Source organism: Hyalangium sp., assembly GCF_035629615.1.
Classification (GTDB): domain Bacteria; phylum Myxococcota; class Myxococcia; order Myxococcales; family Myxococcaceae; genus Hyalangium.
In genome coordinates, this window is the sequence record NZ_DASPHO010000116.1 from 24,759 (window position 1) to 36,528 (window position 11,770).

11 protein-coding genes are annotated in these 11,770 nt (G+C 68.2%); 6 read left to right on the forward strand and 5 right to left on the reverse strand.

Features of this window, described 5'->3' with window-relative positions:
- Nucleotides 1-40: 40 nt before the first annotated feature.
- Together VD972_RS05565 and VD972_RS05570 are read left to right on the forward strand one after the other, a co-directional pair.
- Nucleotides 41-985 carry a patatin-like phospholipase family protein gene (locus tag VD972_RS05565; protein WP_324981849.1) on the forward strand — a complete coding sequence of 315 codons (945 nt, stop codon included), beginning with the start codon at nucleotides 41-43 and terminating at the stop codon, nucleotides 983-985.
- Between the two features lie 139 nt (nucleotides 986-1,124).
- Nucleotides 1,125-2,015, forward strand: a complete 891-nt coding sequence (locus tag VD972_RS05570) for a lipase family protein (protein WP_324981852.1) — start codon at nucleotides 1,125-1,127, stop codon at nucleotides 2,013-2,015.
- A 30-nt stretch (nucleotides 2,016-2,045) separates the two neighbouring features.
- Here the strand turns inward: VD972_RS05570 and VD972_RS05575 are convergent, their stop codons facing one another.
- Entirely contained in the window at nucleotides 2,046-2,636 is a 591-nt protein-coding gene (locus VD972_RS05575; protein ID WP_324981856.1) for an ABC transporter substrate-binding protein, read from the reverse strand.
- A 238-nt stretch (nucleotides 2,637-2,874) separates the two neighbouring features.
- On the opposite strand from VD972_RS05575, the gene VD972_RS05580 reads away from it, so the two are divergent.
- Nucleotides 2,875-3,429 (forward strand): Uma2 family endonuclease, encoded by a 555-nt coding sequence (locus tag VD972_RS05580; RefSeq protein WP_324981859.1) that lies wholly within the window; start codon nucleotides 2,875-2,877, stop codon nucleotides 3,427-3,429.
- 344 nt (nucleotides 3,430-3,773) lie between these two features.
- Here VD972_RS05580 and VD972_RS05585 read toward each other — a convergent pair whose 3' ends face one another.
- The 4 genes from VD972_RS05585 to VD972_RS05600 form a co-directional block, all read right to left on the reverse strand.
- A complete protein-coding gene (locus tag VD972_RS05585) occupies nucleotides 3,774-5,108 on the reverse strand; it encodes an amidohydrolase (RefSeq protein WP_324981862.1) in 1,335 nt (444 codons plus the stop codon).
- A gap of 113 nt (nucleotides 5,109-5,221) precedes the next feature.
- Nucleotides 5,222-7,654, reverse strand: a complete 2,433-nt coding sequence (locus tag VD972_RS05590; RefSeq protein WP_324981866.1) for a PAS domain S-box protein — start codon at nucleotides 7,652-7,654, stop codon at nucleotides 5,222-5,224.
- A gap of 151 nt (nucleotides 7,655-7,805) precedes the next feature.
- The gene (locus VD972_RS05595; protein ID WP_324981869.1) at nucleotides 7,806-8,960 is read right to left on the reverse strand and encodes a BMP family ABC transporter substrate-binding protein; all 1,155 of its coding nucleotides are present in this window, start codon (nucleotides 8,958-8,960) and stop codon (nucleotides 7,806-7,808) included.
- A 17-nt stretch (nucleotides 8,961-8,977) separates the two neighbouring features.
- Complete coding sequence (locus VD972_RS05600; RefSeq protein WP_324981872.1) at nucleotides 8,978-9,841, reverse strand: ABC transporter permease; 864 nt, start codon at nucleotides 9,839-9,841, stop codon at nucleotides 8,978-8,980.
- Between the two features lie 483 nt (nucleotides 9,842-10,324).
- Here VD972_RS05600 and VD972_RS05605 point away from each other — a divergent pair, with 483 nt between their 5' ends.
- The 3 genes from VD972_RS05605 to VD972_RS45710 form a co-directional block, all read left to right on the forward strand.
- Complete coding sequence (locus tag VD972_RS05605) at nucleotides 10,325-10,795, forward strand: CBS domain-containing protein (protein WP_324981875.1); 471 nt, start codon at nucleotides 10,325-10,327, stop codon at nucleotides 10,793-10,795.
- 69 nt (nucleotides 10,796-10,864) lie between these two features.
- Entirely contained in the window at nucleotides 10,865-11,356 is a 492-nt protein-coding gene (locus tag VD972_RS05610) for an MgtC/SapB family protein (RefSeq protein WP_324981878.1), read from the forward strand.
- On the forward strand, nucleotides 11,353-11,770 hold a 418-nt coding region (locus VD972_RS45710; protein ID WP_422653660.1), incomplete at its 3' end, for a hypothetical protein. The genes VD972_RS05610 and VD972_RS45710, both read left to right, overlap by 4 nt.

Sequence of the window (11,770 nt, forward strand, 5' to 3'; positions counted from 1 at the left end):
AGGACGTGGACGTCGTGCCAGGAGCCTCCGGCGGGCCGAAGTGGCTGGGCTGGCCGGGCTGGACCGGGTGCTCTTCGGCGGGTTCTTCCAGGGCCGCACGCGCCCGCTCCACCTGATCGGCAGCTCCATTGGGAGCTGGCGGCTGTCGTGTCTGGCCCAGGCGGATCCCATGGCCGCGCTGGAGCGCTTCGAGACCGCCTACATCGAGCAGCGCTATCCCCCCAAGCCGCCTCCATCGCTGGTGAGCACCACCAGCGAGCGCATCCTGGACACCGTGCTCGGCAAGCAGGGCGTGGATCAGATCCTCGGGCACCCGTGGGCCCGGCTCCACGTGATGACGGCGCTGTGCCGAGGCCTCTCGGCGGTCGAGCACCCGCGCCTCCAGATGCTCGGGCTCGGGCTCGCCGCGATGACCAACCTGGTGAGCCGCCGGACCCTGGGGCTGCACCTGGAGCGCGTGATCTTCCACTCGGCGGGAGACACCAGCCCGTTCGCGGGGCTGAAGGATCTGCCCTCCGTTCACGCGCCTCTGACGCGCGAGAACCTGCGGCCCGCGCTGCTGGCCTCGGGCTCGATTCCCATGGTGCTCAGCGGGGTGCGCATCCCAGGCGCGAAGCCCGGCGTGTACCGGGACGGGGGCCTCATCGACTACCACCTCGATCTCGACTTCGGGCCGGGCGAGGGGCTCGTGCTCTACCCGCACTTCTATCCGTACGTGGTGCCCGGCTGGTTCGACAAGGCGCTGCGCTGGCGCTGGACGCGTCCGCTCAACTTCCGCCGGGCGCTCATCATCGCCCCCTCGCCCCAGTTCATCGCCCGCCTTCCGGGAGGGAAGATCCCAGACCGCGACGACTTCTACCGGCTCTCGGACGACGAGCGCCTGCGGGCCTGGCGGCAGGTGCTCTCCGAGAGCCGGCGGCTGGGGGACGAGCTCTGGGAGCTGCTCTCCACCGGGCGCCTCGCCGAGCACCTCCGCCCGCTCTGAAAAAGACCAGTAATTTCAATGGGGTGAGTTCATTTCCGAAGTTGAATGCTGATTCATGATGCAGCTCGACGCAACTCGGGAGGGGCTCAGTACGACAATGTAGGCATCAAACCGACTTCAGCCCATGAGGTAGTCAATCATGTCAACGCGCATTCCTTCCCAGCCCAGCACCTCTGCCACGGCGCGGACGAGCCGAGCCCATGAGGTGAGCGTGTCGAAGGAGTCACGGTTCTCGAACGACTTCCACCAGTGGCTGCACGAGAACGGCTACGGGAAGTACGACTTCGCGAAGGGGAACGTGCCGGCGTTCGGCGGGCGGAGCAAGGCGGGCGAGAAGGTGACGAACGAGCCGGTGATCTTCATCCACGGCAACTCGGACAGCGCGGCCGGGTGGAAGAGCTCGATCGAGACGTTCTCGAAGAATGGCTACAAGCCCTCGGAGATGTACGCGATGACGTGGGGGCCGTCCAACCCGATGCAGGCCTCGAAGCAGCACCACTCGGAGAAGTACCTGGAGGAGGTGCGGGCGTTCATCCAGGCGGTGAAGGAGTACACGGGAGCCGAGAAGGTGGACGTGGTGGGCCACTCGATGGGCGTGACGCTGGCGCGCAAGGCCATTCAGGGAGGGGACTCGTTCGATCCGTACGCGAACAAGAAGTTCGACCTGGGCAAGCCGATGACGGACAGCGTGGACACGTTCGTGGGGATCGCGGGAGCGAACCACGGGCTGGCTGCGGCGCTGTTCACGGGGGACCTGGTGCCCACGACGAACAGGACGAGCGGGCTGCACCCGGCCTCGTCGTTCCTGAAGGACATCAACGCGGTGAGCCACGACGAGGGCTCGCACGTCTACAGCATCTGGTCGCACGCGGACGAGGTGGTGGGGGTGGGGCTGGCGGGCGCCACCTCGCCCATCCCCGGGCAGGATGGGCAGAAGGTGTACGGCACCTTCCCGTACGGGCACATGGGGCTGAAGAACCGGACGGCCGAGACGCAGCTGGCGATGATCCGCGACCACCAGGTTCGCTGAGAGCCACGGGTGAGGCGGGCTGCGGCGTCGCTACTTCGCCGCGGGGGCTTTCCGGCTCGGGGCCAAATTCTCGACCTGCGCGCGCCGGGCCTTCACGGTGGCGAGCAGTCCGTTGAACCCCTGGGTGACCAGGAGCTCGTTGAACTGGACACGGTAGTCTTCCAGCAGGGACGTGTTGCCGGTGACGATGTCATAGATGCGCCAGCCCCTCGGTTTCCGGGACTGCCGGTAGAGCTTGTAGGCGATGGGGAGCTGGGTCCGCTCGACGGTGACGGTGGTCCTGACAATGGCCTCGTCCCCGTTGAGGGTCTCCTCGCCGTACGTGATGGCGGTCTGGCCAGTGCCCAGGATGCGCTGGGCGTAGAAGGCGCGCAGCATGCCTCTCATCGCGCCCGTGAACTCCTTGCGCTGGGCCGGAGTGAGCGTGTTCCACGTCTCACCCAGGGCCCGCCGGGCGAGCTCATTGAAGTCGACAAACGTGTCGACGGCCGTGGCGAGCTTCTCGACGGTGGCCCCGGGTGCGCTGGCGACCTTCTGGACATTCGCGTAGCCCGACTTGACGACCTCCAAGGGGCTGGGTGTGGAGGCGAGCAGGGTGGCAGCGATGAGGGGGATGAGCATCGTGTTCCTTCCGTCTACGGGGCTGTCCGCTGGGCGAGCTGCTCCCTTTCGCCGCAGATGCTGCCCGATGGTGGGGGACCTCCGCCATCCGGGTCACAGGCCTTGGCCCTTGCATCCTGCCCAGTGAAGCGACAACCTATAAGGTAGGCTCCTGGTAGATGACCCTGGGAGTCAGATCGGGTTGCTATGCCCGCCTCCCATGGAAACAGGGACGGGCGTCGAGGAACATGGGGAAACGATGGGAAGGAAGCCGGCCACCTACGCGGATCTGGAGTCACTGCCCGCGAACGTGGTGGGGGAGCTCATTGCTGGGGAGCTGTACGCCAGTCCCCGGCCGGCGGCGCCTCATACGGTAGCGGCCTCTCGCCTGGGAGGCGAGCTCTCAGGTCCGTTCGATCGGGGGCGTGGCGGGCCTGGCGGCTGGCTCATCCTCGATGAGCCAGAGCTGCACTTCGGCGAAGACGCACTCGTGCCCGATCTGGCGGGCTGGCGCCGAGAGCGAATGCCTCGGCCTCCGCGTACGGCTGCGTTCACCCTGGCGCCAGACTGGGTGTGTGAGGTGCTCTCCACCTCCACCGCTGCCCTGGATCGGGGAGTCAAACTGCCTGTCTACGCACGAGAGGGTGTCCGGCACGTCTGGTTCATGGACCCGGGGGCGCGCACGCTGGAGGTGCTCCAACTCGCGGGTGCTCGCTACACGCTACTCGTCACGCATGCGGGCCTCGCCCGCGTTCATGCCCCGCCCTTCGAGGCGCTCGAGCTGGAACTGGCCTTCCTCTGGGGGGAAGAGTAGCTACTTTTGAGCCTCCAGCTCACCAGACAGGAACCGGACGAGGGGCGCGCGCGAGCTCTCCGGCACCTGGAGGTGCAGCCGCGCGTTGTCCCGGCGGCCAGTATCGTCAGGTGCAGGCTGGCGTCCTCCTCGTCCTCCTTCGCCTCGGCGATCGCGAACTGGAGATGACGGTCAGCATCGAACAGAGAGGGAAGCTCCAAGCCTGCGCCTCCTTGGAGGTGGAGGCCACGGTAGGTAGCAGAGGGATTCAGCCCGCGGCAACCGAGGCCTTGAAGGGGATGTGTCAGCTCCGGGTTCGGCAGGACCTGTGAGCCCAGAAGTCGAGGCGCGCACTGAGCCCTGCCCTAGGGCTTGTAGACCTGGATGCGTGCCTCGGGCACGCGGCGGGCCAGGTGCTCCATGTGGCTGGCCACCTCGGAGAAGACGCGGGCCTTGTCAATGGTCAGGAGCTGGCGGTCGCGCATGATGACGCGGCCGTCGACCATCACGGTCTGCACGTCACTGGCGCGGGCGCTGTAGACGAGCCCGGCGGTGAGGCTGTGAGGGGGCTGCCAGTGGGCGCCGCTCGTGTCCACGAGGATGAGGTCCGCCAGGTAGCCGGGCGCGAGCTTGCCGATCCTGTCGCCCATCCCCAGCACGGCCGCGCTGCCCCGCGTGGCGATGTCGAGCGCCTCGGGGATGGGGAGGACCTCGGGGTTGCTGGCCTCGTGCTTCTGCATCATGGCCATGAGGCGGAGGCTCTCGAAGATGTCCAGGGTGTTGTTGCTGACGGCGCCATCCGTGGCCAGCCCCACGGGGATGCCGGCCTTGCGCAGCGCGGGGATGGGCGTCAGGCCCATGGCCAGCTTGAGGTACGTCTTGGGCGCGTGGGCGATGCCCACGTGGTCCCTGTAGCGCGCCAGGCGCTGGGTGTCCTCGGGCAGCAGGCCACATCCGTGGGCGATGATGACGGGGACGCTGAGGACTCCCGTGTCATCGAGCACCTGGATGGGCGTCATCTCGCGCTTCTCCAGGCTGGCGCGCGTCTGCTCCATGTCCTCGGCGGCATGGATGTGGATGCCAACGCCGATCCGCTTCGCGTGCTCGACAGAGGCTCGCAGGAAGCCATCGTCGCAGGTGTACGGCGAATGCGGAGCCATGCAGGTGGTGATGCGGCCCCCGGCGCCGCCCTTCCAGCGCTGGGCGAAGGCGGCGGTCTCCTCGAGCGCGCCGAGGCCGCGGCTGCCGAATACGGCCCAGCCGAGGTGGGCCCGGGTGCCGGCCTCTTCAACGGCGCGGGCCACATGGTTCATGAAGAAGTAGTGGTCGGCCACGGTGGTGACGCCACCCTCGATCATCTCGATGAGGCCGAGCAGCATCCCCCAGTAGACGGCCTCCTCGGTGAGGTTGCTCTCGAGCGGCCAGATGAACTCGTTGAACCAGCGCTCGATGGGGACGTCCTCGGCCAGCCCGCGGAAGAGCACCATGGGCACGTGGGCGTGCGTGTTGATGAGGCCGGGCATCGCGAGCATCTGGCGGGCCTCGATGACGTCGAAGCCCGGCTCGGGCGGCTGGCCGGTGGGCCGGAGCTCGGCGATGCGGTTGCCACGGACGATGATGTCCTGATTGCGAACGATGGTGGGCACGCCGCGCTCATCGGGCACGAGCGCGTGACAGTTGCGGAGGAGGGTGTCAGTCATGGGGGCTCGGGGTTCGCTGGCGCGAGGGAGGGGAGACGGGCACGTGGCTCTTGTCTCTGTATAGAGGACCTGTAGCAGCGGAAGAAGGCGTTCCAGGACGCGCAGGGGTGGCGCTAAGAGGTGGCTTGCGCGCTCGCTGGCTCGAGGGGCAGCTCCACCGTGAACGTGGACCCCTGGCCGGGGGTGCTCTCCACGCGCACGGCGCCGCCGAGCGCCTCGACGATCTGCCGGGTGATGTAGAGCCCCAGCCCCAGCCCGCCGTAGTGGCGCTCGGACACCGCGCGCTCGAACCGGCCGAAGATGCGCGACAACGCCTCGGGCGCAATTCCAATGCCCTCGTCGCGCACCCTCAGTCGTGCATGCGTCCCGTCCGCCTGCGTGTCGATGTGCACAGGCCGGCCCGAGCCATACTTCAGCGCGTTGCTCAGCAGGTTGGTGACGACCTGCTCCAGCCGGAGCCTGTCCCAGCGGCCGACGAGCGGGTTGTGGTTCATCACGTGGATGGGGACGTGAACCTGGGCCGCCTGCGCCTCGAAGCGCAGGGCGACCTCTCGGACCAAGGACGCCAGGTCCACCTCCTCCAGCGTCAACCGGAGGTTGCCAGCGGTGATCCGCGAGATGTCGAGCAGCTCGTTGATGAGCCCGCTCAGCTTCCCCACGATGCGATCCACGTCCTCCAGCCTGTCGTGGAGCTTCTCCATGGGCAGGGGAGGGCCCGCTGCCCCCGCCGTCCGCAGGAGCGACTGCACCTTCAGCTTGAGCGACGTGATGGGCGTGCGCAGCTCATGGGCGGCCACCTGCAGGAACTCGTCCCGCACGCTGATGGCCCGCTGCGCTTGCAGGTACAGCAGCGAGTTGTCCAGCGCCACGGCGGCTTGAGCCGCGAGGCCCTCCACCAGCTGCTCGTGCTCCTTCAGGAAGCGGCCCGGCTCTGGGTGCCCGAAGAAGAGCCCTCCCAGGACGGCGCCGGAGCGGCTCTTGACGGGCACGGCCAGGTAGCTCCTCACCGGCAGGTGGCCCTCCGGCATCCCGCGGTAGGGAGGATTCTTCCCGTAGCCGGGAGACTGGGTGACGTCCTCCAGCCGCAGCGTCGCCGTGCCTTCGAAGGTCGGCGCGAAGATGAGCGTCTTTCGCGGCATGGGGAACCGCTCGAACGCCTCCCGGGGCACCCCCGAGAGGGTGTACAGGTAATAGGACTCCCCCTTCTCGTTGACGAGGTTCTGGAAGAAGGCTCCGAAGGCCGCGCCCGTCAGCTCCGTCGCCTCGTCCGTCACTCGCTGGACGAGCTTCTCCCGGTCCAGCTCGGACGCGAAGGCCAGGCCCAGGCGAGAGAAGATCTCCGCCGTCCTTTTCTCCTTCTCCGCACGGAGGAAGGCCTGTCCAGCGTCGTGCTCGGCGTGCTTGCGCTGGCTGATGTCCTGCATCGCCCCCACCATCCGGACCGTCTTGCCGGTGGCGTCGCGGACGGCAAAGGCCCTGTCCACCACGTGTGCGAAGGTGCCATCCCGGCGGCGGAAGCGGTACTCGTCCTCCCACTTCTGCTCTCCCCGCTCGATGACGCCATCGATGTCGCGCGTCACCCGCTCGCGGTCTTCCTGGTGGACACGCTCGTGCCACCAGGTGAAGACGGGCTCGATCTCATGCGGGGCGTAGCCAAAGAGCGTCTGGACACTCAGGTTCCAGTGCAGCACCTGGGAGGCGATGTCCCAGTCCCAGATGGCATCGTTGGCGGCGAGCGTGGCCAGCCGGTACTTCAGCTCGGACTCGCGCAGGGCCTCCTCGGCATTCCGTCGCGCGGTGACGTCCTTGCTCACGCCGATGAAGCCCACGCCCTTGCCGCTGGCGTCGCGCATCAGGCTCGTCTTGATGTCCACCCAGAGGAGGGCACCGTTCTTGCGACGGGCCCGCCACTCGCCAACGTAGTTCTCGCCCTCGATGATCCGCTCCATGTCTCGGATGAGGGCAGCGGAGTCCTGATCCGGGTAGAGCAGCTGGGGCGTCTGCCCCAGCATCTCCCGAGCCGGATACCCGAAGAGCGCCTCGGCTCCCTTGTTCCAGTACACGATGCGTCCGGAGAAGTCGGTGACGGTGATGCTGTCCTGGACGTTCTCCAGGATGCTCGCCTGGAAGCGGAGCTGTTCCTCCGCGCGGTGCGCAGCCAGGTGCAGGGGGAGGAAGACGGACACCTTCGTCCGGAGGATGTCCGCATCAAGAGGCTTGAGGAGGTAGTCCGCCGCGCCCAGCGCATACCCCTGCCGGACGTGGTCCGCGTCACGGCGGGCGGCGGCCATGAAGAGGAGGGGAGGGAGCGGGCGGGACAGGCGCTGCCGCAGGAGCCGTACCGTCTCGAAGCCATCCAGGCCCGGCAGCTCCACGGCGAGGAGGAGGACAGAGAACTCCTCGGTGAGCAGGCGAGCGAGCGCCTCCTCGCCGGAAGAGGCCTTCACCAGGCGCTGCCCCAGCGGCTCGAGGACAGTCTCGAGGGCCAGCAGATCAGCCGGGCTGCCATCGACCAACAGGATGCTGCTCACCCACGATTCCGCCACCGCCGAAGTCCTCTCCTGGCCAGGACGTTGAGAACATCCTGGAGGCTCACTTCTAACAGCCTGGGAGTGGACTCGGCAGGCGAGCCCCTTCCCAGGACCGGATCGTGAACACTCCGGAGGTGCGTTACCCACGAGCCCGGCGGGCTTGGCCCTATTTGGGCTCGTCGGCCACCGGGCCTACCACGCCCGGTGCCACCCACTGCATCTGGTTCAGCTCCTGAGGGGTCATGATCTTTCCCGCGGGCACCCGGGTCACGCCATGGCGGTCCTGGAGGGGACCGGTGAAGGGATCGAACGTCGGCTTGCTGGAGGACATGTCCTTGAGCAGCTCCAGCACCCGGTCATGCACGGACACCTGCTTGTCCCCCACCGTCATCTGCGCCTTCTTCAGCGCCTCCACGTACTTGGGGTTGAGGGGCAGGCCCGGCTGGCCCCCCAGCTCCACCGCGCCCTCGCGCAGCAGCCACCAGTAGTCCACGTCCTGCAGCTTGCCCGGCGCGTAGGTGCCGTCGCGCACCTTGCCCAGGAAGTCGATGTAGATCTTCTCCCAGTGCACCAACTGCCCGGACACCACGAAGTCAGGCGCGAACCGGTGCATGGGCGAGTAGTGCGCGAAGCTCGGCACCTTCTTGCGCCCCGCCACCTGCACCACCGTGGCCGTGTCCTCCGTGAAGGCCAGGAGATCATTGCCCTCGGCCATGAGCGCCTCGGCCGCCTCGCGCGCCTTCACCGGGCTGACCCACGCGTTGATCCACTTCACGTTCACCGTGGCCTTGGGATTCACCGCCCGCACGCCCAGCGCGAACGCCGAGATGTGGCGCTTCAGCTCGGGGATGGGGAACGCCGCCACGTAGCCCACCTTCCCTGTCTTCGTCAGCGCCCCCGCCATCAGGCCGTTGAGGTAGTAGAGCTGATAGAAGTCCGCCATGTAGGTGGCCATGTTGGGGGCCCGCTTGAAGCCTGAGGCGTGCGCGAACACCACCTGCGGATACTTCTTCGCCGCCTCCAGCGTCTGATCCATGAAGCCGAAGCTCGTGGTGAGGACCACCTTGCAGCCCTCCTTCGTCACCAGCCGATCGATGACGGGCAGCGCCTGGCCCTCGGGCACGGCCTCCACGTACTTTGTCTCCAGCCAGGGCAGCGCCTTCTCCGTCAGCTTGCGCGCCTCGTCGTGCGCGTAGCTCCAGCCGATGTCTCCCACCGGCCCCACGTAGATGAAGCACGCCTTGAGCTTCGGATCCTGGGCTTGCGCTGGACTCGCCAGGCACAGCGCCAGCAGCACCAGCAACGACACATGTCGGTTCATCGTCTGCTCCTCCTGAGTTACCGCTCACCACGGTGATAGGGCCTGCCGAGCGCCGCCGGTGCTGCTCCCTGCGTGCGGCGCAGTCCCGCCAGCGCCAGCACTCCGATGACCAGCAGGTAGGGCATGGCGGCGAAGAGCTCGGTGGGCACCCGGCTCTGATCCTGGAGCCGGAACTGAAGGTAGTACAGCAGCCCGAAGAACACGGAGCCGAACACCGCGCGCAGCGGGCTCCAGCCCACGAAGATGACCAGGGCCACGGCGATCCACCCCAGGCCCGCCGTCATCCCATCCGTCCACGCGGGGCGGTAGGCCAGCGACAGGAAGGCCCCGGCCAGCCCCGCCATGGCTCCGCCGAAGGCCACCGCCAGGTAGCGCACCGCCAGCACATTCACGCCCAGCACATCCGCTGCCGCGGGGTTCTCGCCCACCGAGCGCAGCACCAGCCCCGGCCGCGTGGCGTGCAGGAAGCCCCAGAGCACCACCGCCAGCACGCCGGCCGCCACGGTGAAGGGCAGCTCGGGGGCGGGCTCGAAGAGGATGGCGCCCTCGTACTTCTTGCCCAGCAGGCCTGAGACGCCCAGCCCCAGCATGGCCAGGGCCAGGCCGGACACATAGGTGTTGGCGCGCAGCGTGAGGGTGACGAAGCCGTGCAGCAGCGCAGCGAGCGCCCCCGCACCCATGGCCAGGCACACCGCCAGGCCCAGTGCCTCTGTCTCGGAGGCCACGCCAAAGGCGGCCAGCGCCCCCAGCGCCATCATCCCCTCCACTCCCAGGTTCACCACCCCGGCTCGCTCGTTGACGAGCACGCCCAGCGAGGCCAGCAGCAGCGGTGTGCCGAACGAGAGGGCTCGCGCCAGTGCCTGGAGGATCTCTTCCATCATCGCGCCCACCATACCCGTCCGGCGATCAGGCACGGCAGCAGCAATCCGCTGAGGACGTCGATAACCCGGGAGGACATGGCGAGGCGGATCTTGAGCAGATCTCTGCCGGCAGGGAGAAGGCGAGCCAGCAGCCGAGGCTGGGAACAGGCCGCCGCCTTCACCGGTTGTAAGGGGAGGCCGGCGTGGCAGCCCGCTGTCTGGACGCCGCCGGCTCCCTCCATCTCACAGGAGCTTCGACGTGCGCACGTGTCCAACCCTCGCTTCGTTCAGCATTCGCTCGGACGGGCGGGGTCTGCGTGCGCCTTGCTCCGTGATGCACAGGGCAGCCGCCTGGCTTGGGGCTCTGGCCGTCGCTGCTCGCTAGCCGCGAGCTGCTGACGGCCGAACCGCGCCTGATGCCCCACGTCCTGCGTGCGCGGCCCGTTGGGCCTGGCCGAGGCCTGCCCGCGCCACGCCTCCACACCTTTCCCACAGGAGTTTCCCATGTCCACGTTCGTTCGCGAGATCATGCTCAGCGACGTTGCCGTGCTCGCCCCCCGGACCCCGCTGCGCGAGGCCGCAGCGCGAATGTCACGCTCGGACCGAGGTCTCCTCGTCATCGCGGACGCGGAGCGAGTCCACGGACTGGTGACGATGCGCCGGCTCATCTTGGGCGCCGAGGCCGCAGCTCAGGGGTACCCCGTCCATGGCATGGGTGACCTGGCCAGCAGCCGCTTCGTCCTCGCACGCGAGGACGAGCGCCTCACGCAGCTCGCCCCGCGCATGGTGCGCGCCGGCGTCCGCCGCGCCGTGGTTGTTGGTGAGGACGGGCAGGTGTCGGGCGTCGTCACGACCCTGGAGATCGCGCGCGCGGAGCGGCGTCGGCGGAGACGTCTTCGTGCCGTGGACCTCTCGTCCGAAGACTCGTTCCCGGCAAGTGACCCACCCTCGTGGACCGGCACCGTGGCCGGCTGAAGCATCCCTGACCCTTCAACCGTGCGGTAGCGCGCACAGTACCTGACCCCTCACCCGGAGGAGCCACCCGTGATCCACGAGACCTGGACTGAACTTCTCACGTTGCTCTCGCGCCTCGGGCTCGCCTTCGTGCTCGGGCTTCCGGTGGGGTGGGAGCGCGAGCGCCGCGCCCGCGGACCCGGCCTGCGCACCTTCCCGCTCGTCGGGCTGGGGGCCTGTGCCTACGTGCTGATTGGCGGGCGCGCGTTTGCGGACAGCGAGGACGCGCAGGCGCGCGTGCTCCAGGCGCTCCTGACTGGGGTGGGGTTCATTGCCGGTGGGGCCATCCTGAAGCGGCGCGCCGAGGTGCATGGGATTGCGACCGCGGTCGGTGTGTGGATCACCGCAGCCATCGGCGCAGCCGTTGCATACGGCTATCCCCTGCTTGCCGTGATGCTCTCCCTCATCACCCTGCTCACGCTCCACCTCCTCAAGGCTCCGCGCTCCGTCACCTCCGCTCGCCAAGGGAAGGGAAAGCCAGAAAGGGAGAGGGAGACCGCTGGCGCTGTTGAGGACGCATGACGCCACGCTTGGGGCATCAGCTGCGAGAGCAAGGTGTGGCAGGGGAGGAGCGGGTGGAGGAGCGCGGGTGGGCGTACCGGCGGAGGCAGCCGGAGGGGACGGTGCTGTACGAGGCGGTGAAGGACCACCTGGCCACGCTGCTGGCGGAGGCGAGCGAGGTGGGGCGCGGCCTGCCCCGGTACGTGGAGCGGGACGTAAGCCCGGTACCTGGAGTGCGGAGTGCTGGCGCACGGCTTTTGGCGGGTGCGCTGCGAGAGTTGCAAGGACGAGTTTCTCGTCGCCTTCTGGTGCAAGGGACGAGGGGTGTGTCCCTCCTGCAACGCGAAGCGAGCGCATGTGACGGCAGTGCACCGGGTGGAGCAGGTGCTGCCGCCTGTGCGTGCGCCGTGAAGGTGCACTTGACCAGCGGGTGGA